Annotated in this window: 23 protein-coding genes and 1 pseudogene; 17 read left to right on the forward strand and 7 right to left on the reverse strand. The window is 40.8% G+C overall.

Going from position 1 to position 23,077, the window contains the following annotated elements; all coding sequences use genetic code 11:
- Positions 1–8: 8 nt before the first annotated feature.
- The gene (locus tag ACL8WY_RS11725; RefSeq protein WP_436514930.1) at positions 9–554 is read left to right on the forward strand and encodes an NUDIX domain-containing protein; all 546 of its coding nucleotides are present in this window, start codon (positions 9–11) and stop codon (positions 552–554) included.
- Between the two features lies 1 nt (position 555).
- Here the strand turns inward: ACL8WY_RS11725 and ACL8WY_RS11730 are convergent, their stop codons facing one another.
- Both ACL8WY_RS11730 and ACL8WY_RS11735 read right to left on the reverse strand, forming a co-directional pair.
- Positions 556–2,445 (reverse strand): ATP-binding protein, encoded by a 1,890-nt coding sequence (locus tag ACL8WY_RS11730; protein ID WP_436514931.1) that lies wholly within the window; start codon positions 2,443–2,445, stop codon positions 556–558.
- Between the two features lie 18 nt (positions 2,446–2,463).
- A complete protein-coding gene (locus tag ACL8WY_RS11735; protein ID WP_436514932.1) occupies positions 2,464–3,057 on the reverse strand; it encodes a hypothetical protein in 594 nt (197 codons plus the stop codon).
- Between the two features lie 242 nt (positions 3,058–3,299).
- Here ACL8WY_RS11735 and ACL8WY_RS11740 point away from each other — a divergent pair, with 242 nt between their 5' ends.
- Together ACL8WY_RS11740 and ACL8WY_RS11745 are read left to right on the forward strand one after the other, a co-directional pair.
- Entirely contained in the window at positions 3,300–4,646 is a 1,347-nt protein-coding gene (locus ACL8WY_RS11740; protein ID WP_436514933.1) for an MATE family efflux transporter, read from the forward strand.
- A 49-nt stretch (positions 4,647–4,695) separates the two neighbouring features.
- The gene (locus ACL8WY_RS11745; protein ID WP_436514934.1) at positions 4,696–5,907 is read left to right on the forward strand and encodes a TCR/Tet family MFS transporter; all 1,212 of its coding nucleotides are present in this window, start codon (positions 4,696–4,698) and stop codon (positions 5,905–5,907) included.
- Here ACL8WY_RS11745 and ACL8WY_RS11750 read toward each other — a convergent pair whose 3' ends face one another.
- The 3 genes from ACL8WY_RS11750 to ACL8WY_RS11760 all read right to left on the reverse strand — a co-directional run bounded on the left by ACL8WY_RS11750 (position 5,908) and on the right by ACL8WY_RS11760 (position 9,265).
- Positions 5,908–8,517: an ABC transporter permease gene (locus ACL8WY_RS11750; RefSeq protein ID WP_436514935.1), complete on the reverse strand. Its 2,610-nt coding sequence runs from the start codon at positions 8,515–8,517 to the stop codon at positions 5,908–5,910.
- The gene (locus ACL8WY_RS11755) at positions 8,514–8,840 is read right to left on the reverse strand and encodes a PadR family transcriptional regulator (protein ID WP_436514936.1); all 327 of its coding nucleotides are present in this window, start codon (positions 8,838–8,840) and stop codon (positions 8,514–8,516) included. Before ACL8WY_RS11755 ends, ACL8WY_RS11750 begins: the two co-directional genes overlap by 4 nt.
- 62 nt (positions 8,841–8,902) lie before the next feature.
- Positions 8,903–9,265 (reverse strand): hypothetical protein, encoded by a 363-nt coding sequence (locus tag ACL8WY_RS11760; RefSeq protein ID WP_436514937.1) that lies wholly within the window; start codon positions 9,263–9,265, stop codon positions 8,903–8,905.
- Between the two features lie 40 nt (positions 9,266–9,305).
- Between ACL8WY_RS11760 and ACL8WY_RS11765 the strand changes: the two genes are divergently transcribed.
- From ACL8WY_RS11765 to ACL8WY_RS11830, 14 genes and pseudogenes are all read left to right on the forward strand, one after another.
- The gene (locus ACL8WY_RS11765; protein ID WP_436514939.1) at positions 9,306–9,950 is read left to right on the forward strand and encodes a DUF6503 family protein; all 645 of its coding nucleotides are present in this window, start codon (positions 9,306–9,308) and stop codon (positions 9,948–9,950) included.
- A gap of 94 nt (positions 9,951–10,044) precedes the next feature.
- Positions 10,045–10,374, forward strand: a complete 330-nt coding sequence (locus tag ACL8WY_RS11770; protein WP_436514940.1) for a PadR family transcriptional regulator — start codon at positions 10,045–10,047, stop codon at positions 10,372–10,374.
- Between the two features lie 2 nt (positions 10,375–10,376).
- A pseudogene (locus ACL8WY_RS11775) lies at positions 10,377–10,508 on the forward strand (permease prefix domain 2-containing transporter); the annotation flags it as partial.
- 81 nt (positions 10,509–10,589) lie between these two features.
- The gene (locus ACL8WY_RS11780; protein ID WP_436518058.1) at positions 10,590–13,007 is read left to right on the forward strand and encodes an ABC transporter permease; all 2,418 of its coding nucleotides are present in this window, start codon (positions 10,590–10,592) and stop codon (positions 13,005–13,007) included.
- Complete coding sequence (locus tag ACL8WY_RS11785; protein WP_436514942.1) at positions 13,007–15,634, forward strand: ABC transporter permease; 2,628 nt, start codon at positions 13,007–13,009, stop codon at positions 15,632–15,634. Before ACL8WY_RS11780 ends, ACL8WY_RS11785 begins: the two co-directional genes overlap by 1 nt.
- A complete protein-coding gene (locus tag ACL8WY_RS11790) occupies positions 15,631–16,530 on the forward strand; it encodes a M28 family metallopeptidase (protein ID WP_436514944.1) in 900 nt (299 codons plus the stop codon). Before ACL8WY_RS11785 ends, ACL8WY_RS11790 begins: the two co-directional genes overlap by 4 nt.
- Positions 16,517–16,906, forward strand: a complete 390-nt coding sequence (locus ACL8WY_RS11795) for a hypothetical protein (protein ID WP_436514945.1) — start codon at positions 16,517–16,519, stop codon at positions 16,904–16,906. The genes ACL8WY_RS11790 and ACL8WY_RS11795 overlap by 14 nt, the downstream gene beginning before the upstream one ends.
- Positions 16,907–17,185: 279 nt before the next feature.
- Positions 17,186–18,058, forward strand: a complete 873-nt coding sequence (locus ACL8WY_RS11800) for a sigma-70 family RNA polymerase sigma factor (RefSeq protein WP_348280047.1) — start codon at positions 17,186–17,188, stop codon at positions 18,056–18,058.
- A 69-nt stretch (positions 18,059–18,127) separates the two neighbouring features.
- Positions 18,128–18,763, forward strand: a complete 636-nt coding sequence (locus tag ACL8WY_RS11805; protein ID WP_436514947.1) for a hypothetical protein — start codon at positions 18,128–18,130, stop codon at positions 18,761–18,763.
- Positions 18,760–19,092: a tRNA-binding protein gene (locus ACL8WY_RS11810; RefSeq protein WP_436514949.1), complete on the forward strand. Its 333-nt coding sequence runs from the start codon at positions 18,760–18,762 to the stop codon at positions 19,090–19,092. Before ACL8WY_RS11805 ends, ACL8WY_RS11810 begins: the two co-directional genes overlap by 4 nt.
- A gap of 126 nt (positions 19,093–19,218) precedes the next feature.
- A complete protein-coding gene (locus tag ACL8WY_RS11815; protein WP_436514950.1) occupies positions 19,219–19,995 on the forward strand; it encodes an exodeoxyribonuclease III in 777 nt (258 codons plus the stop codon).
- 5 nt (positions 19,996–20,000) lie between these two features.
- Complete coding sequence (gene gcvT, locus ACL8WY_RS11820) at positions 20,001–21,083, forward strand: glycine cleavage system aminomethyltransferase GcvT (RefSeq protein ID WP_436514952.1); 1,083 nt, start codon at positions 20,001–20,003, stop codon at positions 21,081–21,083.
- 45 nt (positions 21,084–21,128) lie between these two features.
- The gene (locus ACL8WY_RS11825; protein ID WP_436514954.1) at positions 21,129–21,830 is read left to right on the forward strand and encodes a 2-phosphosulfolactate phosphatase; all 702 of its coding nucleotides are present in this window, start codon (positions 21,129–21,131) and stop codon (positions 21,828–21,830) included.
- A 2-nt stretch (positions 21,831–21,832) separates the two neighbouring features.
- On the forward strand, positions 21,833–22,045 hold the full coding sequence (locus ACL8WY_RS11830; protein WP_436514955.1) for a hypothetical protein: 213 nt from the start codon (positions 21,833–21,835) through the stop codon (positions 22,043–22,045).
- A 4-nt stretch (positions 22,046–22,049) separates the two neighbouring features.
- Here ACL8WY_RS11830 and ACL8WY_RS11835 read toward each other — a convergent pair whose 3' ends face one another.
- Complete coding sequence (locus tag ACL8WY_RS11835) at positions 22,050–22,376, reverse strand: nucleotide pyrophosphohydrolase (protein WP_436514957.1); 327 nt, start codon at positions 22,374–22,376, stop codon at positions 22,050–22,052.
- Entirely contained in the window at positions 22,373–22,951 is a 579-nt protein-coding gene (locus tag ACL8WY_RS11840; protein WP_436514959.1) for a hypothetical protein, read from the reverse strand. The genes ACL8WY_RS11835 and ACL8WY_RS11840 overlap by 4 nt, the downstream gene beginning before the upstream one ends.
- Positions 22,952–23,077 lie beyond the last annotated feature (126 nt).

The following is a 23,077-nucleotide window of genomic DNA, read 5'->3' on the forward strand; positions in this document are numbered from 1 at the left end:
TTTGCTGAATGCAAGATGAAAATCCATGGATCACCCATAGTTCAAAAGAAATTTATTCCAACCCCTGGATCGAACTCACCGAGCACGATGTGACTAACCCTGGTGGAGGCAAGAGCCTCTATGGGAAAGTGCACTATAAGAATTGGGCTTTGGGAATTGTTCCACTTGACGAAAATCAGAATACCTGGCTAGTGGGACAATTTCGATATACATTGGATGAATACTCCTGGGAAATTCCAATGGGAGGTGGGCCACTGGAAATATCGAAGTTGGAATCGGCACAGCGCGAGCTCAAGGAAGAGACAGGTCTTACCGCAAAGAAGTGGACTGAGATATGTAAGATTCATACATCAAACTCTGTCACTGACGAAATCGGAATTGCCTACTTAGCTGAGGAGTTGACAGAAGGTGAAACCGCATTTGAAGAAACGGAAGATTTACAAATAAAAAAGCTTCCGTTTAAGGAAGCCGTTTTAATGTGTGATCGAGGGGAAATTACTGATAGCTTAAGCGTAGCAGCTATTTACCGCCTCTCGAGAATCTTAGCTAAGTGAACTAGGCTGAATCCAAGGGGAGGTGTATCGTAAAGGTGGTTCCTTTTCCAGATTCACTATCCACTTCAATTTTTCCATTGTTGAGTGAAACAAATTCATACACTAGCTGTAATCCAAGCCCCAATCCAGTCTCTCCCAATGTACCTTTCGTAGAGATGGTTTCATCTAAATTGAAAAGTCCTTTTAGCTTTTCTTTTGGTATTCCTACGCCATCGTCAGACACTACGATAGTGCAGAATTGCCGATACGCATCTGATGTTGCTTTTACCCTGACATGACCACCTGCATTGGTAAACTTTATGGCATTGTTTACCAGATTCCTTAAGATTGTTGATGTGGTATTTTTATCTGCCATTAAGTGGTAAGCATCATCTGATTCAAATTCAAGTTCAATGCTTTTTGATGTGGCATTGTCTCTAAACATTTCAACCACATCTTTCATCATCTCACCCAAATCCAGTCTTTCCGGCACGTAAGGAAAATGTCCACGTTGCTGAAGTGCCCAGTTTAGAAGCGTATCCAACAATTTAGTTAAACGATCAACAGACTCGCTCATCTTATCTACCATCACTTTCACCTGATCTCCCTTGCCTTCAACAAGGTACATCTGAGACACGGTCACTAATCCATTCAATGTATTCACCGGACCTCTGAGGTCATGAGAGATAATGGAGAAGAATTTGTCCTTTGTATGATTCAACACTACAAGATCGTCTTTCTGCTTTTCCAGCTGCTTGCTCAGCCTGTTTTTAGATTTGAAATAAGAATACACGATGATAACCAGGCAGATAAACGCTGCAAGTAGAAAACCTCCTGTAATCAAAATGATTCGGGTATTTCGTTTTTGCTCCAGCAAATAATCTACTTCCGATTGCTTTCTCCCCACCTCATATTCTGTCCTCATATCACCAAGCCTTTGCGTGGTTTCCAGGTTTTGAATACTGTCCTTGTAGGCATAATATTGTGTCTGATATTCTATGGCTTCTGCAAGATTTCCACGCTCCAGGTTCAATTCATACAATATCTTGGAAGCGTCTCGCGCTTGCTCTTTTAATCCAATTTCTTTGGAAAGATTAAATGCTGTGGAAGTATACATGATAGCCTCATCGTCATTGCCTTCTTCCTGAAAAATTTTACCTAACTGATTATAGTAATCGGACATTCCGTACTTATCCCCCATGGGTTTGAGCATTTCTATGGCCTTGAATAAATCTTCTTTTGCCTTTTCGACATCACCTTGCTTCCAGTAAACAAGCGCTCGATTTCCTACAATGTAAGCGATGCCTAAATCCATCCCGAATGTCTCAAACAGCGGCTCAGATTCATTGTAGTATGCCATTGCAGAATCATAGTTTCCTATCAGATAGTAATCATACCCTAAGTTTAGAAGACTCAGTGCCAGGGTTTTTCTTTTGCCTGTCCCTCTCAACAGTCCAATTGCTTTAGATCCATAGAATAGCGCATTTTCTGAATCCTTATTTAAGGTATAACAAGTAGAGATTTCTCCGTAAGTTTCAGCAAGCAGTAAATTGAACTGTGGCTTGTCGGCTGATAGGCTAGCGCTTTTGAATAGATACTCAAGCGCCCTTTCAAGATTACCCATTAATCGATGGGAGATTCCAATCTGTGAGTAAGCTTTGATTCGATACTCCTGACTATTTACATCTTCAGCTAATTCAAGAAGGTACTCGGCGTGTTGAAGTTGTTCATCCGGGGCAACTGTAAAGCCGCACAGGCGATAATATGCTTCCATCTCCTCACGCGGAGACAGTATTCCTTTAGCTATTTCTTCTTTTACACTGTCTGCTAATAATTTGTTTTGTGAAAAACTGTTTAGGCAGCAAAAGAGAGCTAAAGCTAGAACTAGATAATATTTAGCAGTGCTTTTCATAAGGGTGAGTATTACATACTACTCTTCACCAGGGCCTTCAGAATCACCTGGATCTTCGCCTACTGCATCGCCTCCTGAGCCTATTCTAATTTTTGGATCTAAACGGACTACAACCCCTTTATCGTCTTTCGACTCATACACAATGTCGTATTTAAGCTCATTATGTTCAGGATCATAATCGCTAGGAATGTGGAGTACCCACATTTTATCTTTCTTGTATTCGTCAGGCAGCTCGTCCAGGTAGGCTTCAGCATCTTCATCAAAGTCAACTTCTTCTAAGTCATCTAAGCCTCCTCCACGATACCAGAATACAAATTCGCCAGGCTCTACATGTGCGGTAATGGTGGTTTCTTCCACAATTTGATAACCATCTACATCATCCGTGTTTGTATTGAAGTAGATATTGCCGTCTTCATATTTCAGAATGGTGATGGCTCGCTCGCCTTTTTCGCGCTTAGCTTTTGGGTCGTTGAAATATTCGTCTGCCAGCTGAGTAGCAGCAATCATGTCTTCATCTACCAGTTCAACTTCTTCTATTATCGAGTCTTCTTGACAAGCAATTAGGAAAATAACAAAAAGGAAAGCTAACTGCTTCAATCTTAAGGTTTTCATCAATGGTGGTTTTTAATTGAAGGTACAAATTATCAAAATATTATCAAATGATAATGCGATTTATGAATGTGTTAGATGAACATTGTGAAATGAACGATGGATATTATGATTTGATCCATGAGTGTTTATTCCGGTCAAATTTATGCTTTAGCCATTCTTTCAGGCAAGATGTTAGAGGAACGTAGGGGAGATTACAATAGACAAATGGTCTACCGTCACGGGTTTAATTGTCGTGGTAAGAAATGAAGAGATTACCTTGCGGCTTGACTCTGAAAATCATGACACTCAAGGAACACTTGCGGAAAAATATTGTCCTCTCACTGCCGGTTATCATCGGCCAGCTAGGACATATAATGGTTGGTGTGTCTGATAGTATAATGGTTGGACGTTTGGGTGTAATACCCTTAGCCGCGGCGACTTTTGCAGGCACTATTTATCATGTGCTAATGCTTTTTGGGATAGGAGTGAGCTACGCTATCACACCAAAGGTAGCAGCCACCGACGTTAATGATCATGGCAAGCTTTTGAAGTATCTGGAAAATGGATTCTTCATGAATCTGGGTCTCGGTTTGATCCTTTTTGTGCTGGGCTACCTGGCAAGCCATATTTTGCATCTATTTGGTCAGGAGGCACCGGTAGCAGAGGCTGCTGGTCCATACTTGATTATCATGTGCGGTTCCTTAATTCCGCTTATGATCTTTCAAACATTCCGGCAGTATGCAGAAGGTCTCTCGGATACCTTCAGTCCTATGGTTGTTTCAGTGTTTGCAAACCTCCTGAATGTCTTTTTTAACTATATGCTTATTTATGGCAAGTTGGGAGCACCAGCATTAGGCCTAAACGGAGCGGGGATCGCAACGTTATTGGCTCGAGTAATCATGTTTGCATTGATGATCTGGTGGATCCGCAAGAAGTGTGTAGGATTTGAATGGAAGTTTGAGAGGGAAGGAATCAAATCGCTTTTGAGAATAGGGCTTCCGTCCGGGATGCAGTATGTTTTCGAAATTGGAGCTTTTGCTACGGCAGCCATTATGGTTGGCTGGATCAGCGCAGAAGCATTGGCTGCTCACAACATCGCATTAAATCTGGCAGCCATTAGCTATATGGCAGCCACAGGATTGGCCGCTGCATCTACTATCCGAATTGGCAATCAGATGAGATTGAAAGATCAGAGAAACCTTCGCATCGCGGGGTTTTCATCTTTTGGATTGGTCACGATTTTTATGGGTACTTGCAGCTTGATTTTTATTGTGTTTAGAAATGCGCTGCCGGCCTTATATATCGAAAATGAAGCGGTACAACAGACAGCTGCGACTTTGCTTATCATCGCTGCGGCATTCCAAATCTCGGATGGAGTTCAGGCAGTGGGGTTAGGTGTTTTGCGAGGATTACAAGATGTAAAAATTCCAACGATCATCACTTTTGTTTCCTATTGGCTGATTGCGATTCCTTGCGGGTATGTCTTTGCTTTTGTTCTGAACTGGGGAGTAAATGGGGTTTGGTATGCCCTTTCATTAGGTCTGACAATTGCAGGTATATTTAATTTATGGCGGTTTAACAGACTGTCGAAAAAAGTCACTTTTTGGTAATTATCATTTTAAAAGGGAATGGATTAACTATGTCCCGAATTTTCAAGTCATGAAAAGAAAGCAAGCCGCACTTATATTTATTTTCATAACTGTATTGATTGATATCATTGGCATTGGATTAATCATTCCCGTGGTGCCTGCACTGATAAAAGAGATTACGGGGTTGAGTACCAGTGAGGCGTCATTTTTTGGCGGAATGCTTGCCGCAACATATGCCATCGTTCAGTTTTTTGCAGCACCGATTTTAGGTGGTATCAGTGACCAGTACGGCAGAAGACCCTTACTTCTTGCCTCACTAATCGGTCTCGGTCTTGACTACCTGGTTATTGTTTTTGCACCGACTTTGATTTGGCTATTCATTGCCCGCATGATTTCTGGTTTGTTTGGTGGTAGTATAACTGTGGCCAATGCATACATAGCAGATATTAGCACGCCAGAAAACAGAGCCAAGAACTTTGGTATGATCGGTGCTGCTTTTGGATTGGGTTTTGTGGTAGGACCGTCCATTGGGGGAATCCTTGGGGAATTGGGTACACGCGTTCCATTCATGGCAGCAGCCGGACTTTCGCTACTCAACGCAACGTATGGTTTCTTCGTGGTTCCGGAATCTCTGTCGCCAGAAGACAGGAGACCATTTACCTGGAAGCGTGCCAACCCGTTTGGCACATTGAAGCGAATTTTGAGCCATAAGAAAATCGTATGGCTGGTCGTAGCTCTTTTCGTCATTTATGTAGCGGCTAATGCTACTCATGCCAATTGGTCATTCTTCACCATTGAAAAATTTGGATGGTCAGAGCTGGAAATAGGTTTGTCGCTCAGTTTTGTCGGAGTGATGGTAGCGATTGTTCAGGGTGGTCTGGTGGGTCCAATTGTTAAGAAGATAGGAGAGACAAATGCAGTCTATACAGGCTTTGCTTTCAATGCATTCGGCCTGTTGATGATGGGCATTGTTTCTCAATCCTGGATGGTGTATGCAGTTATAGTTCCATATGCATTCGGTGGTTTGGCAGGCCCTTCTCTTCAGTCGATCATGACCAGCCAGATACCTAAAAATGCCCAAGGCGAATTGCAAGGTGGACTCACCAGCGTGATGACATTAACAGCAATCGTAGGTCCGCTGCTGATGACTGGCATATTCAGATATTATACCAATCCTGACAATGAAGTTTATTTCCCGGGTGCACCTTTTGTGATGGGAACCATTTTGGCACTCTTGAGTATTATGATCGTAAGCAGATCACTTCCGCGCAAAGGTTCCTGATTATTCATCTTTTAAATATTTAATAGGATTAGCAGATGCTGCCCTTAGCGACTGGTATCCTACGGTTAGAATTACTAAGCCAAGAACGACAAACAGAGTAGCCCCAAAAGTGATCCATGAAATGCTGATTCGATAATGATATGATTTCAGCCATTCTCCTATGAAGTAGACAACAAAAGGGACACTAATGATAAAAGCAATCGCTACCCATTTGGTGAAATCAATAAATATAAGCCTCAGAATCGTGTTAATTTCAGCTCCAAGCACTTTCCGTATGCTTATTTCTTTTCTACGTTTTTCGATGATAAATAAGGTCAACCCATATAGCCCAAGACAGGCAATAGAAATTGAAATAGCGGAGAATAAACCCACCATTCCAAGGTATCTGCTCTCAGCTTCATAAAGGTTAGCGACACGATCGTCCATAAAAGAATAGGTGAATTCTTGGGTTGACCCCAGTTCATTCCACATGGTTTCAATCTCTTCTATTCGTTGACCTAGATCACTCATTTCCATCTTGATTGTAATCAGTCCATGCGCTGCGGGATTGTCTGCTACGCGATGGAAGATAAGCGTGGGAGCTACTTCGTTCTGCAACGTTTCAAAATGAAAATCTTCTACCACTCCGACCACATTGATTCTCATCTCTCTTCCCAGAATGATAATATTTTCCTCATCAGGTGAAAACTTAAAAGCGTTCATGGCCGCTTCATTAAGAATGACTGAGCCTCTTTGGTCTCCTTCTGAATCAGGCAGGAAGTTGCTGCCGTATTTGATTGGAATATCATAGATGTCAAAGAAATTAGCATCTACATAAGTATACCTCATTCTTAATGGATCACCTTCCCAATCATTAGGTGTTACAAATGTGAAACTGCGTGTCCAAGAAGTTGGTACCGACCTGCTGGATGAAATGGACTTGACGTAAGATTTGTTCTTTAATTCATTTTTGAATGTAATTAGCCTGGTTAATCCTGACTCTCGATCAGTGAAGCTCCTGGGAGATGCCGAGATCAGTAAAATACCTTCTGACTCAAATCCCATGTTCTTGCTTGACATATAATTAATTTGTCGACTGACAATGATTGTGCTGGCAATAAGAAAAAGTGCGATAGCGAATTGTATTACAACAAGTGTATTTCTAAATGCGGAGGAACCACCCATACCCAACTTTTTGCGCAACACCTCGATGGCACCAATGGATGAAAGATACAGCGCAGGGTAGCTTCCGCTAAGCATCCCAAGGATTGTTACTAGAAGAACAAAACTACCAATCAATTGAACGGCGCTGAATTGTTTTAGTGAAACAGCAACATCAAAAAACTGATTGAATTGATCAATGGTCAAAGTAACAATGAGAAGTCCGATCAGCGTAGCTATTAAAGACATTACAAATGATTCGGTAATGAATTGGGTTCTAAGTTGACCTTGAAATGCGCCGAGCACTTTTCTTAGACCAATCTCCTTGGCTCTTTGCGTTGCTTGAGCGGTAGCCAGATTCATGAAATTTATGATCGCTATTAAGAGTATTCCCAAGCCGATTGTAAATAGTGTCCATGCATTTGATGTGTCACCAAAGAAAGTGTCGTAAACTTCATCAAAGGGCAGTAATTTGAAGTTGGTATTGTCTCTGGTCTCGGTGTTCCAAATCGACTCAACAAGATTGGGAAAATCAGCTTCTAATTTCGTAGCGTCAGACGAATTTCTCAAAAGCACATAGGTTTCCAAAAACGAGCCGCTCCAGTTATTCGCGAGTTCTGGATACGCTGGAATGCTTTCAGCCGGAATAATTAAGGACGGTTGCATGGATGCATTGACCGGATGATTTTTGATAACAGCAGAAACCTGGTAACGCATAGTTGTATCCTCTTCCTGCAAGAAAATTTCAAGACTTTGTCCAACAGCATTCTGTGAGTCAAAATATTTTAACGCGAGTTCTTCTGTAAGCACCACAGAGTTTTTGGTCGGAAACATGTTGGCGCTGTTTCCTTGTACCAGTGGGAAAGTGAAAATGTCAAATAGTTCAGGGTCTGTATATACAATGGGTTCTTCCAGGTATCGATTATTCTTCTTAATACTGGCATCAGTTGTATAATACCTCGCCGAATGTTCTACTTGAGTATAATCTTCTTTTAACCGGTCTTTCAAAGGCATCCAGGTATCATAGGTGGCCTGAGTCCCATCAGGAGTGATACGCTCTTTGTAGGCAAGAAAAGTTCGATCCTTGTTTAGATGATGCGCGTCAAATGTAAAAATCTGATAAGTATATAGGAATATAAAAGTAAAGGCGGCTACTCCAATAGACAATCCGAAGATATTGATAAAGGATGTTGATTTTCTTTTCAATAGCGTGCGAAAAGCGATTTTGATATAGTTGCGAAAGATCATAGTATTTAGAGATAAGTGTTGAAAAGACTTGAGATTAACAGGTTTTAATGATCGGAACACCTCGAAGATGAATAAGAATTTGGCTTTAAATAGTCCATCTTCTTTCACACGCCAATGGAATGCCTCAGTGATGTCTCCTTGGATTTCGTCCGAATAGTCGGAGCGAAGAAAAAACTCGAGCAACGAAAGTGCCCATTTCGGTGGCTCATGCGCGGATTTCATATCTGACTAAAACTCATTTTTGGAATGGTTTTCCAAATTTCACTTCTTCGGTGTTGAAGCGCTTGAGCAGTTTCATATCCTTTGTTAGTGGCTTGATACAGACGCTTGCCCTTTCCGCCACGCTCAGGTGTGGGATCACCTAGCCTAGAGTTGACAAACCCTTTCTTTTCCAATCTTTTTAAAACCACATGAATGGCTGGGAGGGAAATCGATTGCCCCAGTTGATGTTTGTATTCTTTGGCAATTTCTACACCATAGGTTTCATCTTTCATCAAAAGAATAATCAGGATCATTTCTTCGAGTGTACCTAACTGCAGGTTCATTAAATTAATTTTTGTTTAAAATATCAATACGACTAAAATTAATTTTTGTTTAAAAAATAAAATTAGTGAGAAGATGAGCGCTTGAGCATTCTCCAGGTCCACATCCCGGCGGCAAACTCTATAAATGAAAAAGCTACCAGCGATAGTGTACCTCTATCGAATACGTAAAGCCAGATGAAGAATACAAACTGAATAATCCGAATTTGTACCGTAAAGCCAAAGAATGGGATAAGGTTTTCATTGGCATTTCGAACATAGTAGTAGCCTAGCACAGCCACCACAAAACCTAGAATCAAGCGCCAAACACTCTCGGGATCGGGTAAGCCTATTCCACTTAATACCCAGGAAGGGGCTAGCATTAAAAATAGCCCTTCAACAATTAGGTATAATCCAAAGAGCCAGACGGTTTTCGCAGGTTTGTTCATTTTTAATAACTTCCGTTCATCAATCTCAATCTAATAAACAATGAGGAAATACATCTTTCTGCTACTTTTTATCCCGGCACTTTGTCTAGCTCAAAACACCGCTGATAAGGTGTTAGCCAAAGCCATCGCTTATCACGACTCGCAAGGCAATTGGCCATTACTTTCCTCTACTTTCAACTTTACAGAAACCCGACCCAATGGCCCAAATAGGTCAACGATTGTCGTAATAAACAATTCGGAAAGCTATATGAAGATCAATCGCAACGATGAGGAAATTTATGAAGTGACCTTAGATGATGCGAAGGTGTTAAAAGGAGATAAAGACCAGGATCGGGCAATTGTTCTACGAAACTATTATCTCTATCTATGGGGTCTGCCAATGAAGCTGTATGATGAAAGCACACCTGAAATTACGTTATCAGCCGATGCAACTGTAGCTGACAAAGTATGCAAAGTACTTCGTGTTGCCTACGAAAAGGATATCTGGTATTTCTATTTTGATGATTTCTCCGGAAGAATGATACAATACAAATTTTATCAAGATGCAGAAGAAACCAAGGGGGAGTTGATCACACTTGAAGATGAGATTTCGGTGAATGGAATCAAAATTCCAAAAAAAAGAAGTTGGTATACGCTTCCTGATATGAAGTATCTCGGGACGGATATTTTATCAAGTATCAACTAAGCTTTAAACCATATTCATCTTAGCCCTCTCATTTGCTTAACAAATGTGAAACTTATGTATTACATTCACGTTTGTTAAGTAAATATTTTTATCCATGGAATATCAATTAGGTGAATTTGAAGAGCTGGTTCTGCTAACAGTTGCAGCCCAGCACGACGAAGCGTATGGCGTTTCGATTCATGAGTTTCTAACATCAGAAACGAAAAAGAAGATTAACATTAGTGCCATACATGTTGCACTCAAGCGACTGGAAAAAAAGGGCTTTGTTGACTCTCGCTTTGGAGGCATTACGGAGGAGCGAGGAGGTCGTAGAAAAAAATTCTACATAGTTACAGCGCTTGGAAAGAAGGTGTTGGATGCTTCTCATGATTTGCGCACTAGCATCTATCAAAAAATCCCACAACTGCAATTTGCCAACATTTAATAATGTCAGAGCTGCAACCTCCAAAATGGGCACTCAGATTTCTGAGGTGGTATTGTCGCGACGAATATCTCGATGAAATAGAAGGCGATATGATCGAGATGTTTCATGTTCGATCCCAAGATTCTCTGAGGTCAGCCAGGTTGTTTTTTGTTTGGAATGTGCTTAGAACTTTTAGGTGGATAAACCTCAAAAAAACTCAACTAAATAATTGGACTATGAACTTATATCAAAACTATACCAAGATCTACTTTCGCAGATTTCGAAAAGAGACACCACACTATTTAGTGAATATACTTGGCCTATCTCTTGGGCTTACTATTCTTTTCTTCATTCTCATGTTCGTTTATGACGAACAGAATATTGATCAATTTCACAGCAAAAAAGACAGGGTATATCGGGTGGTACATGAGATTACCGAAGAAGATGGTGTGCATCATTACCTATCTGGCCCAAACCCACTGGCACTGGCATTGAAAACGGATTTCCCGGCGATAGAAGAAACGGGCTGGACAACCTATTTCGGTTCACATGTGCTTGTGAAGGATGACAAAAGAATTGCCGACAGAACCTGGGCGATAGTCACTAAGGGAATGTTTGACATCCTGGATTTTGAAATACTCGATGGCGACCCACAAAAACAATTTGAAGGACCTACAGGAATCGTTTTAACTGAAGAATTGGCTTTGAGTCTTTTTGGAAAAACCGATGTGGTTGGGGAGGTTGTAGATGAATCAAGGTTTGAGACTGTGGAAGTACTTGCCGTTATAAAAGATATGCCGCGAAATTCCAGCTACAGATTCACTTCCATGTACGTCATGGATCCAGATCAAATGCCAGAAGGATGGCAAGATTTTCTAAGCGATTGGGATACGCAATTCATGCAAACATGGGTGTTGCTGAAAGAGGGAGCTACTCCTGAGGATATTTATGCATCGAAGGACAATTTCATTGATAAATACCTTGAAGGTGAGGCACAAGAAAGATTTGATTTTTATCTGCACCCATTGAGTGAAGTTCATCTAGGGTCTACTCACATAGAAAATGGTGGACCAGCACCGCTGCTATCAATTCCATACAGTGATCGAGAGTTTGTGTCTATGATATTGATGATGGGGTTCTTAGTGATCTTCATTGCAGCACTTAACTATGTGAACCTTTCCTCTGTGCAGGCACTAAAGCGAACATTGGAGGCAAGCATGAGAAAAATAAATGGAGCAAATAACCGCCAACTAATCGGCCAGCTTTTTTTTGAGACATTTATCACAGTTGCCATTGCATACATCATTTCCATTGCCTTGATCGTAATTCTATTTCCGCTCTTTCTGGAAATTGCCAATAAAGATTTCAGCTTAGCGCTGCTCTATTCCTCGGACTTCATCATCTACCACATCGCCACAATAATCATCATTTGGATGGTTTCTGCAATGTTGCCAGCATTGTATTATTCAAAATTGAAACGCTCCCTGCTAATTATGAAAAATGCATTTTCAGGTAAGGGAGATTTGCTGAGGAAAGGATTAGTAGGGGTACAATATTCGCTATCCATTTTCTTGATCATCGGATCAATGGTGATTTTCAGGCAGCTTAACTACGTGCAGTCAAAAGATTTAGGGTTTGACAATCAGAATCTAATTGTGCTAGATATTAACTCAGGTGCTGCCAGAAGCAACTTCAAAAATATCATTGCGGGCATAAAGAAAAATCCGGATGTGATCAATGCGTCAACATCATCCAGAGTTCCTGGAGAATGGAAAGATATCCCGATAGCAAGTGTGAGTAAGAACCTGACGGATCAGCCCGTCGAGTTTAGTCACTATGCTGCCGATAAATATTGGCTCGATACGTATGACATAAGTTTGGTGGATGGAGAAAATTTCACTGGAGCAGATAAGTCGGATAGCTTGTATATTTTGATAAATGAAAAAGCGGCTGCAACACTAAACTTCGAGCAGCCAATCGGTGAAAGCATTTGGGTAATGTCTGACGGTGATTCAGTAAAAATGCGAATCAAGGGAATCGTGGAAGATTTCCACTTTCAATCACTCTACGAACCTATAGGACCTGTGTTAATTACCCATTGGAATAATCACGTAAGATCCATTGATTATTTCACTATCAAATACAGTCAAAATCCAAAGGAAACTATTGCACATATAGAAGAAGTGAATGCGCAGTTTGATCCCAATACGCCCGCCGAAATTCATTTTCTTGATCAGCAGTGGGAACGCTTTTATGAAGCAGAAGAAAGTAGAAGCACAATCATTCTCATAGCTTCGATCGTGTCAATCATCATATCTGCCTTTGGACTCTTCGGATTGATCAATTTTACTGTAGAGCGTAAGACCAAAGAAATTGGCGTGCGCAAGGTAATGGGAGCAAGTGTTCAAAATATTGCGACTCTAATATTGAAAGATTACTTCATTCTATTGCTTATTTCCTTAGTCATTGCGGCTCCAGTTTCCTGGTGGCTGTTTGGTGATTGGCTAGCAGATTTTGCATACAGAATTAACTTAAGCATAGATCTGCTCATTATTGCATTTGTGGTCGTTTTGCTTATATCATTTACCACGGTTTTGGCAAGGATTTTCAAGATTGCCAAAGCTAATCCGGTACAATCTATCCGGTACGAATAATGAACCTTCAACCACCAAAGTGGCCATTAAAATTCTTGCGCTGGTTTTGTAAGGATGAATACCTCGATGAAATCGAAGGTGACATCCTGGAACTCTACCAGATGAGAATCAAGCAATCCAGAAAAAGAGCAAACGCCTTTCTTTTCTGGAATGTGCTGAGGTCACTTAGGTGGGTAAATCTTAAACATGGCGAGATGAACAAATTCGGATTGATAAGGAACTATTTCAAGGTAGGCTTTCGCGCCCTTGTTAAGGATCGTCAGTTTACAGCTCTCAACCTTTTTGGACTATCGATGGGTCTTTCTGTTTTCCTGGCTCTTGTGTTGTTGGTACAAAATGAAATGAGCTTTGATCGCTTTCACGCGAAAGCGGATAGGATTTATCAGGTAATCCAGGAATTCGAAAATGCTGATGGCATAGATCCCGAAATTTGGACTTCTTGGCAGCTTTCTAACGCGCTTAGAACAGATCTTGACATAGTAGAAAATGCAGTAACCATCCATGCAGCATCTTCTACTTGGACCGAAGCAGATGGAAAGCGCTTCTTCGAGGAAGATGGCATAGTTGCTGGCCCTGAATTCTTTCAAATCTTCGATTTTGACCTGAAAGACGGAAATACCTCTGAAGTATTAAAACAAAAGCGATCAATCATCTTGACAGAATCGCTAGCCAAAAAGTACTTTGAATTCGATAATCCCATAGGGAAAGAGGTGGATCTGGAGTTTTACGGCAGATTTACCGTTACTGGAGTGCTAGAGGATATTCCGGCCAATTCATACATTCAGTTCAATTTTATCCTTTCCCAGGATTACGATGTGTTCCTGGATAACGTTTCTGAAAACTTCAGGAATTTATTCTTTCATTGGAAAGGTGACCCTGTAGCCACATATGTCTTATTGAAAGACGCAAATGACAAAGATCTGTTTGAATCCAAAGTTGCTGCAATGCTTGAAAAGTACTTGGACAAAGAAGCCATCAACAGGCATTATTTACTTGGACTTCTTGACCTCCATTTTGATTCGCATGGCATTGATGGCCGAATCAATGAGTACGTCAAAGGTGATCGGACCAAAGTAAAGTTTTTGATGATTGTTGGCTCAATCATCTTACTCATGGCTTGCTTCAATTACATCAGCATTTCTACGGCGCGATACATCAAACGATCCAGAGAGGTCGGTGTGAGGAAAGCCATGGGAGCACAAAGCCAACAGGTAGCAGTTCAATTCTTAATAGAATCATTTCTTATGGTCTTGGCATCATTCGGTTTAGGTATGCTGTTCACTTATTTCCTGCTGCCATATTTTAACATGCTAACCGGAATAGAGCTTAGATTAACCATTCCGTTCCTGCTGGAATCATTGCCCTACTTTTTGATTACCATTGTTTTAGTGACACTATTTGCCGGGTTCTATCCGGCCTTTCACCTGAGTAGATACTCGGTTGTAAATGTGATCAAAAACATGACCATTTCTACCAAAGGGAAGGATAGTCTACGGAAGTCTCTTGTCATTGTTCAATACCTTTTTGTAGTAACGATATTGGCTGGGTTGATAATCGTGAATCAACAGTATAAGTACATGAATAGTAAGTCTCTTGGATTTAATACAGAACAATTAGTCGTTGTGGAAATTAACAGCGGACAGGTCAGGAACAACTACTCAAAAATCAAAGACGAACTATTGAAACTAAAAGATGTTCAGAAAGTAACCGGGCTTACACGAATGATCAGTGGATATCGATCGGGAACCGCCGTGGAGGTAAATACTGCAGACCGTCCAGATGAGAAAGTACCGATGAGATACTATGGCGTAGATAAGGATGGACTCTCAACATTGGAACTTCAATTAATTGCAGGCCAGGACTTTTCAGGTATGACTGGTAAGGATAGTATTTCTGTAATCATAAATGAGACCGCCGCAGAAATATATGGTGGAAATAATGCAATCGGTCAGCTTATCAAAATACAAGAAGTCGCTGGAGATGAATTAAATGCGCGTGTAATCGGAATCGTAAGCGACTTTCATTATCGATCACTTCGAAAGTCTATTGGCCCGTGTGTTATTGGTCATTACAACAACCCATTCGTTAGCTTGGATGATATTGTCATTCAGCTGAGTGGGTTTAATACCATTGCAACACTCGAGGAAATTGAGGTTATCCACAACATTTATGATACTAACAAGGTGATGACTTGGGAATTTATGGATGATATGGTTCAACGGGAATACGAAAAGGAAGCTACCTTCAGAAATGTGTTTGTAGGCGCTTCCATACTTTCATTTTTTATTGCAGTGTTGGGAATGATCGGACTCTCCTCCTACAATGTGATTTCTAGAAAAAAGGAAATAGCCATTCGGAAAATATTGGGTGCAGGCTTCTTAAGTCTCATCAGTCAGCATACACGCGAGTTTATCAAATTCGTTTTGCTAGCTTCCCTCATTTCTATTCCAATGTGCTGGTGGCTGGCTTTTCAATGGTTGGCCAGCTTTGAATATCGCATTGGAATTTCCCCAATGATTTTCTTGCTGGTGATCCTTTTCGTTATAGTAATAAGCTGTCTGGTTATTGTGACAGTCAGCAACAAGACCCTAAAATCGAATCCGGTCGATTCAATTAGATACGAGTGAAAAAGAGTGTCATAATCATTTACTTATTTTTTGTCGGCATTGCTACAGTCAATGGGCAGACAGAGTTTTTAATCAAAGAACAGCAGCAGCTGATTGGTCAACTATCTGGCAAATTTCCACTATCTGATGGATCTCTTCTTGAATCAAGAGATACACCTGAAAACAGAAAAATCGCCCGACAGTATTTGATGGATAAAATAGAAGCAATTGGCCTGGAGCCAAAGGAGCAATCATATCGGATGCCCAACATAAATCCATTAATTGATATGATATTTTCACCTTTTAGAGGAGGAAATGTGTACACAATCATTCCGTCTACTAATCAGAGTAATGAGTACGTGGTTCTTGGTGCACACTTTGATACGGAATTAGATTGTCCGGGAGCTATTGATAATGCGTCAGGATCAGCGCTGATATATAGCGTTGGAAAAATGCTCAATTCCCTGGACTTGCGAAGGATGAACGTGATCATTGTCTTTTTTGATCAAGAGGAAGAAGAATTGGTGGGAAGCCAAGCTTTCGCGAAATACCTGAAAGCAGAAGACTTAAATATTCATTCTGTTCACACCTTTGATATGGTAGGCTGGGATGGTGATAGGAATAAAGAGATGGAGTTGGAACTTCCTACTAAAGCACTTGAAGAAGCCTACAGAGAAAAGGCTGTAGAGATGGAAATCCCATTGTACGTGACCAGTATCAACTCAACCGATCATCACTCATTCAGACAAGCAGGCTTTCAGGCAATAGGAATTAATGAAGCATATGGTAAACGAGATTCATCTCCATATAAGGATACGCCGGCGGATACTTATGAGACTGTCAATTTTGATTACCTGGCCGGCTCAACTCTGTTTGTTTTTGAGGTAATAAAAGAGATTATCAATGGTAACAATTAAAGAAAGTTTTGAGTCTAATCCAATCTACTTTGGATCATTGATTGTCTGTGGGACGATATTTTTTCTTAAAGGAATTGACTATCTGATTCTTGGTAGTATCGTACCTTTTATAGTTGGTACACTCATGCTTTCCGGAATTTATTATGCGCTCTCAAAGAAGAATAAGTCATCCAGAAGAATAATTAAAATTGTCGCCGTGATGCTTGTTCTATGGGGAGTCGCAAGACTAGGAATTGAGATTTTGTTTTCATTTACTTCAATTACCGAGGCACACATCAGGTCACAGTTCACCTGGCCCAATAGAATCTTGAGCATAGGGTCAATCAGTTTTGGTATTTACTTCCTAAGAAAGCAAAGACAAGAATTCATCATTTGACCTTCGCTAACCATTTTTTGCAGTTCTTGTTCGAGTAATCCCCTTTTCTTATGATTTGAGGTTAGACGAATTCCCTGAGCAGAATACATCCTGGTGATTGAAATTCTGACTATTCGACGAATTTTTACCAGAATTGAAGAAATCTGAAACCAGAACACACAATTTCTGGTTCATTAGTCGTATATTATATGGCAGTCTATTGCAAATACAAAGGTCAAAAGCCTATCTTTGCAGATTGCTTTTTTATACCCATAACAAATTAGTTTTTAATAAGATAATATGCGACAGTTAAAGATTACCCAGTCAATTACCAACAGGAGAGAGAGCCACACCCTGGAGAAATATTTTACTGAGGTAAGTAATGTTCCAATGATTACTCCGGATGAAGAGGTGACGCTTGCCAAGCGAATCAAAGAGGGCGATGATCTGGCATTGGAAAAACTCGTTAAAGCAAACCTTAGGTTCGTGGTATCTGTAGCTAAGCAATACCAGAACAGAAGCTTACCACTAAACGACCTGATCAATGAAGGAAACCTTGGATTGATCAAAGCAGCCAAGAAATTTGACGAAACAAAAGGGTTTAAGTTTATCTCATACGCAGTATGGTGGATTCGTCAGTCCATTATGCAGGCGCTAGCTGAGCAGTCTCGTATCGTTCGTCTTCCGATGAACAAATCTGGTGCTATTAACCAGATCAGAAGAGCATATGCCGAGCTGGAGCAGCAGTTTGAGCGTGAGCCAACAGAAGAAGAGCTAGCTGATATCCTCGACATGAAGCCAAGTGAAGTAAGAAATACACTAGGTGCAGAGGTGAAGCAAATGTCAATGGACGCACCATTCGGTGAAGACGAAAGCGGATCACTTCTTGACGTGCTTGAGAACGTAACTACAGGCCCTACAGATGGCAATCTTGTTTTCAATGACTCATTGAAGGTGGAAACTATGAGAGCGTTATCTACACTTACAGCTCGAGAGAGAGAAGTAGTAATGATGAGCTTCGGCATTGGATGTGACAATCCATTTACACTTGAGGAAATTGGAGACGCCATGGGACTCACACGAGAGCGTGTGAGACAAATTCGAGAAAAAGCGCTTCAAAAACTAAGAGAACCAGGCAAAAACAGAAGATTGAAAGAATTCTGTGCAAGCTAATAATCTGGGAAAAGCATAAATTTAATCCTGACCAAAGTGTCAGGATTTTTTTTGCCTAAAATTTCACGAATGCCTATTCACGACAATCTTGCATATGCGTTGGATCGAAACGATCAGGAGCCAAATAAGATAGTGGCGAAACAAATTGTTGATGCAAGAGATGAGAAACAAGTAGAGGAAATGGTTTCCTTCATTCTAAATAGGCCCAAGCAACGTGCCCAAGCAGATGCAATACTGGCTCTGGCGTATGTAGGAGAACTCAATCCTAAATTGTTATCTGGGCAGGTTGATTTTTTAATTGAAGAATTGAAGAGCCCAATCAACCGAGTCATATTTGGAAGCATGATAGCCCTCGCTCATGTTGCACAGCTGCAAAAAGAAAAGTTGTTTGAAGCATTACCTCAAATCATTGATGCTATGGATATCGGCACTGTAGTAACACGAGATCACGGCTATCGTATCATGATTACTTTGTATCAAGATTCACGATTTCAGGCGGATGTATTTTTGTTGATACAAGAGCAATTGATGAAAGCGCCTTCAAACCAATTAGGACAATATGCAGAACGTCTAATTGAAGTAGTGAACGATTCAAATATCAATTCACTTATTGAAACATTGGAGGAGAGAAGAAACGATATAAGCAATGAACATCACATAAAAAGATTGAACAAAAACCTTAAACACCTGTACAAAAAGCTATGATTCATTGGGACGATTTTGCAAAAATTGACATGAGAGTAGGGACCATCGTAAAAGCCGAAGAATTCCCTGAAGCGCGCAAACCAGCCTACATTCTTACCATAGATTTTGGCCCGGAGATTGGCCACAAAAAGAGCTCGGCGCAGATCACCGATTTGTATAATAAAAAACGCCTTAAGGGAGAGCAAGTGATTGCAGTTGTGAACTTTCCGCCTAAGCAAATAGGCCCGTTCATAAGCGAATGTCTGGTCATGGGAATCTACAATGAACAAAATGATGTGGTTTTGTTGCGTCCACAGCGTGAGGTGATGAATGGGTGTAAAGTAGGATAGCTAATTGAATAGTTGATAATATTTTGTCGGATTTAACCCAACAGTTTACCCAAGTTTGGAATTAAGTTTTAATAATGACATGTAGTGCCTTTCTTTGCGCACTTAACGAAAAAAACAACATCTTCAATGTCTCAAATTCACTTGGTTTCCTGGAACGTAAATGGCATTCGAGCCATGATCAAAAAAGATTTCATCAAAGATGTGAAAGAGATGAATCCGGATGTGCTGTGCCTTCAAGAAACCAAGGGACAACCGGAAGATGTAAAAACCGCACTACAGTTACTGCCTGAATATGAAGTAGCAGTAAACTCCTCCAAAGCTCGAAAAGGCTATTCAGGAACGGCAATTCTTTCTAAGGAAAAACCGCTTGAGGTTTTTTACGATATGGGAATCGAGGAACACGATCAGGAGGGAAGAGTTATCGCAGCAGAGTTTGAAAGCTACTTTGTTGTTACAGTTTATACGCCGAATTCAGGAGAAGGCATGAAGCGACTGGATTATAGAGCTACTTGGGATTATGCATTTAGAGAATACATTATCAGTTTGGAGGAGAAAAAGCCAGTTATTATCTGTGGTGACCTTAATGTCGCTCACACAGAAATTGATATCGCCAGGTCAAAAGAAAATTTCAATAAGCAATCAGGATATACGCAAACTGAGATCGATGGGCTGGATGCGTTGCTTGGCGAAGGCTATATTGATACCTTTAGAATGAAGTATCCGGAAGAAATCAAATACTCGTGGTGGAATTATAAGTATCGTGCGCGTGAACGAAATGTAGGATGGAGAATCGATTACTTTCTGGTGAGTGAAAAGCTGAAGGATCAAGTTGCCGAAGCGCACATTTACAATGAATACATGGGATCGGATCATTGTCCGGTCGGACTAAAACTTAATAGCTAATACGCATGGAAACGAAACAAATCCCCTTGAATGACCTGCACGAAAAGTTAGGTGGAAAAATGACACCCTTTGCAGGATATAACATGCCTGTTCGATACTCCTCAGATAAAGAAGAACATTTAACTGTTCGCGAAGGTGTAGGTGTCTTTGATGTGTCTCATATGGGAGAATTTATGTTACGCGGACCGCACACACTGGATTTAATCCAATGGGTAACAAGCAATGATGCATCGAAGATCGTCAATGGGCAGGCGCAATATTCTTGCTTACCCAATGACAAAGGTGGAATTGTAGATGATTTGCTTGTCTATCGATTCTCAGAAGAGAAATACATGTTGGTGGTGAATGCATCCAACATTGAGAAAGATTGGAACTGGATCAAGAGTCAGGATAAGTGGGGAGTAGACATGGAAGATGTTTCTGACGATTTGGTATTGCTAGCTGTGCAAGGACCAAAAGCGGTAGAGACACTTCAAAAGCTTACCGAAGTAAATCTGTCAGAAGTTAAGTTCTATCATTTCAAGGCGGCTTTTCTTGCGGGTTATGAGATGATCATTTCCGCCACCGGATACACAGGTTCAGGTGGATTCGAATTGTATATTAACAAAGAAGACGCGCAAGACGTGTGGAATAAAATCTTTGAGGCAGGCGAAGAATTCGGCATAAAACCAATTGGCCTTGGTGCGAGAGATACACTCCGACTGGAAAAAGGATTCTGCTTGTATGGAAACGATATTACAGATGAAACTTCACCGCTGGAGGCAGGTCTTGGTTGGGTGACAAAATTCACTAAAGACTTTGTGAATGCAGAAAACTTGAAAGCTCAGAAAGAAGCAGGTGTTCAACGAAAACTAGTTGGTTTCGAAATGATGGAGAGAGGAATTCCTCGACATGATTATGAACTTGCTGACCTTGACGGCAACATAATCGGAAAAGTGACTTCAGGAACCATGTCTCCTTCACTGAATATGGGTATTGGAATGGGATATGTAACCATCGAAAACAGTAAGCCAGATACGGAAATCAATGTGATCATTCGAGACAAATCGGTGAAGGCCAAAGTGGTAAGACCTCCATTTTTGAAGTGACCCAAAGGATCTTCACAAAACCTGGCAGAATCTAACATTAGGATAATGAAAACCATCGAAGTTTGCTTAACACCTGATCTGATCCATCAGCACGAGCTGAAAGGAAAGATTGTGGTCGTGGTAGATATTTTTAGAGCTACATCATGTATTGTGACCGGACTTGCAAATGGTGTCGAAGCTATTAAACCTGTTGGCGAGGTGGAAGAAACCAAAGCATTGGGCAAGGAAGGCTACCTCATGGCAGGTGAGCGTGGAGGTATTAAGGTACCGGAATTCAATATGGGAAACTCCCCTTTTGAGTATCAGAAGGATGAAGTAAAAGGCAAGAAAGTCGTCATCTCGACTACCAACGGATCACAAGCTATCATCAAGTCTGAAAAAGCAAAAGAGATCATCATTGGCGCTTTCCTAAATCTAGAGAGTATCGCTGCGTATATCCTTCAATCCAAAACTGATGTGGTCATTCATTGTGCAGGGTGGAAAGGAACGCCCAATCTTGAGGACACACTTTTCGCCGGAGCATTGATAGATGAATGTGCAGAGGAAATGAAGACTTTAGGAGATTCCGCATTGATTGCCCATCAGCTATATATAGCCAATCATGAAAATCTATTTGGCATTGCAAAACAGTCGAGCCACGCCGAGCGACTTAGTGGTTTTGGTATAGAAGAAGATCTCGAATTTTGTATGACAGAAAATGAATATCAGGTAGTACCGAAACTGGTAGATGGAGAGATCGTAGTATAGCTATGACTTCAATCTATATTCTCATAGCAGTAGTTGTGCTTGTCCAGGTGGGCATCTTCATCATGACACGTCGTATCCGCAAGCGGGAAAAAGAAAACAATGTCCTACTTAAGTACAAGATCAATTCACGCCAGCGAGCCTGGCAGCTACTGGCTGATCCCAATATTCCTGAAGAAGACAAAAAGAAGATTCAGGAGTATTATGATGCAGAGTAATTAATCACTTCAGCTTGTCATTCTCCAAATGCCGCGTTGCATCTCGGCTGTTTTTCTTATCCAGATTTTTTTTTAATGCTTCTGTAAGATCTACGCCCGTTTGATTGGCAAGACAAATGAGTACCCATAGCACATCGGCCATCTCATCTCCTAGGTCTCGGTTTTTGTCAGATTCTTTAAAAGATTGTTCTCCGTAAGTTCTTGAAATGATTCTTGCCAGCTCACCAACTTCTTCCGTAAGCATGGCCATATTGGTGAGTTCATTGAAGTAGCGAACACCTTTTGTCTTGATCCAATCATCTACTACCTGCTGCGCTTCCTCCAGAGTCATCGGGCTGTGTTAGCTTCCAGGTTTTCGTTGATATGCTTAATCTCAAATCCCTCCTTCTCCAGCTTGGTGAGGTAAAAATTCATGCGATTGTTTTCCTCATTCATCAAGCTATCCATATTGGGATTAAACTCTTCAAAAGTCTCATGAGGGAACCGCCTTCCGGGCTCATAATAGTCTTTCCAATATAGACTCTCTACAACCTTACCATTTTGATAGTAATACTTAAACTCCTCTGCGAGTCTATCATCCATGAAATTCATCATATGACCAGAGAATATCGGAGCATTGTTTTCGAAATAGAAATAGTCGTCACGCTCATAATGAGGAGTCTTTATGATACCCACAAGTTTGATCAGGCGATTACCGTTAAAATAGCCACGGACCTTGTAAGAAGAATCTGATTGAATAAAATCATCTTCTATAATACTGATACGATGGTTTTGGTCGATGTGCTTCACTTTATAGTCTATGGCCTTCACCAGCGGTCGAAACTCTTTGCTTACTTCTGAATCAGATTGGTAGTAGTATAGCAATCCAAGTAATAAAACGATGATAGCACCAATTATATATTTCATGAGTAGGTTGTTTTTGTATTGCAGACCTTAGAAATACAAGGTCTAATTCTTAAAGAAAGTTAAGCAATTCTGTCTTTCGACACATTCTACTTCCCACGAGCCTGGCTAAATACTCGATGTAGCAGC

This window comes from Ekhidna algicida (genome assembly GCF_051379705.1).
Classification (GTDB): domain Bacteria; phylum Bacteroidota; class Bacteroidia; order Cytophagales; family Cyclobacteriaceae; genus Ekhidna.

Excerpts from the sequence above, each read along its gene's own strand:
- ACL8WY_RS11800 (WP_348280047.1), top strand. The coding sequence starts at position 17,186 with ATGCGACAGTTAAAGATTACCCAGTCAATTACCAACAGGAGAGAGAGC.
- ACL8WY_RS11750 (WP_436514935.1), bottom strand. The coding sequence starts at position 8,517 with ATGAAATCCGCGCATGAGCCACCGAAATGGGCACTTTCGTTGCTCGAG.
- ACL8WY_RS11805 (WP_436514947.1), top strand. The coding sequence starts at position 18,128 with ATGCCTATTCACGACAATCTTGCATATGCGTTGGATCGAAACGATCAG.
- ACL8WY_RS11835 (WP_436514957.1), bottom strand. The coding sequence starts at position 22,376 with ATGACTCTGGAGGAAGCGCAGCAGGTAGTAGATGATTGGATCAAGACA.
- ACL8WY_RS11725 (WP_436514930.1), top strand. The coding sequence starts at position 9 with ATGCAAGATGAAAATCCATGGATCACCCATAGTTCAAAAGAAATTTAT.
- ACL8WY_RS11840 (WP_436514959.1), bottom strand. The coding sequence starts at position 22,951 with ATGAAATATATAATTGGTGCTATCATCGTTTTATTACTTGGATTGCTA.
- ACL8WY_RS11730 (WP_436514931.1), bottom strand. The coding sequence starts at position 2,445 with ATGAAAAGCACTGCTAAATATTATCTAGTTCTAGCTTTAGCTCTCTTT.
- ACL8WY_RS11735 (WP_436514932.1), bottom strand. The coding sequence starts at position 3,057 with ATGAAAACCTTAAGATTGAAGCAGTTAGCTTTCCTTTTTGTTATTTTC.
- ACL8WY_RS11760 (WP_436514937.1), bottom strand. The coding sequence starts at position 9,265 with ATGAACAAACCTGCGAAAACCGTCTGGCTCTTTGGATTATACCTAATT.
- ACL8WY_RS11785 (WP_436514942.1), top strand. The coding sequence starts at position 13,007 with ATGAACCTTCAACCACCAAAGTGGCCATTAAAATTCTTGCGCTGGTTT.
- ACL8WY_RS11780 (WP_436518058.1), top strand. The coding sequence starts at position 10,590 with ATGAACTTATATCAAAACTATACCAAGATCTACTTTCGCAGATTTCGA.
- ACL8WY_RS11810 (WP_436514949.1), top strand. The coding sequence starts at position 18,760 with ATGATTCATTGGGACGATTTTGCAAAAATTGACATGAGAGTAGGGACC.
- ACL8WY_RS11770 (WP_436514940.1), top strand. The coding sequence starts at position 10,045 with ATGGAATATCAATTAGGTGAATTTGAAGAGCTGGTTCTGCTAACAGTT.
- ACL8WY_RS11830 (WP_436514955.1), top strand. The coding sequence starts at position 21,833 with ATGACTTCAATCTATATTCTCATAGCAGTAGTTGTGCTTGTCCAGGTG.
- ACL8WY_RS11815 (WP_436514950.1), top strand. The coding sequence starts at position 19,219 with ATGTCTCAAATTCACTTGGTTTCCTGGAACGTAAATGGCATTCGAGCC.
- ACL8WY_RS11795 (WP_436514945.1), top strand. The coding sequence starts at position 16,517 with ATGGTAACAATTAAAGAAAGTTTTGAGTCTAATCCAATCTACTTTGGA.
- ACL8WY_RS11825 (WP_436514954.1), top strand. The coding sequence starts at position 21,129 with ATGAAAACCATCGAAGTTTGCTTAACACCTGATCTGATCCATCAGCAC.
- ACL8WY_RS11740 (WP_436514933.1), top strand. The coding sequence starts at position 3,300 with ATGAAGAGATTACCTTGCGGCTTGACTCTGAAAATCATGACACTCAAG.
- ACL8WY_RS11765 (WP_436514939.1), top strand. The coding sequence starts at position 9,306 with ATGAGGAAATACATCTTTCTGCTACTTTTTATCCCGGCACTTTGTCTA.
- ACL8WY_RS11745 (WP_436514934.1), top strand. The coding sequence starts at position 4,696 with ATGAAAAGAAAGCAAGCCGCACTTATATTTATTTTCATAACTGTATTG.
- gcvT (WP_436514952.1), top strand. The coding sequence starts at position 20,001 with ATGGAAACGAAACAAATCCCCTTGAATGACCTGCACGAAAAGTTAGGT.
- ACL8WY_RS11755 (WP_436514936.1), bottom strand. The coding sequence starts at position 8,840 with ATGAACCTGCAGTTAGGTACACTCGAAGAAATGATCCTGATTATTCTT.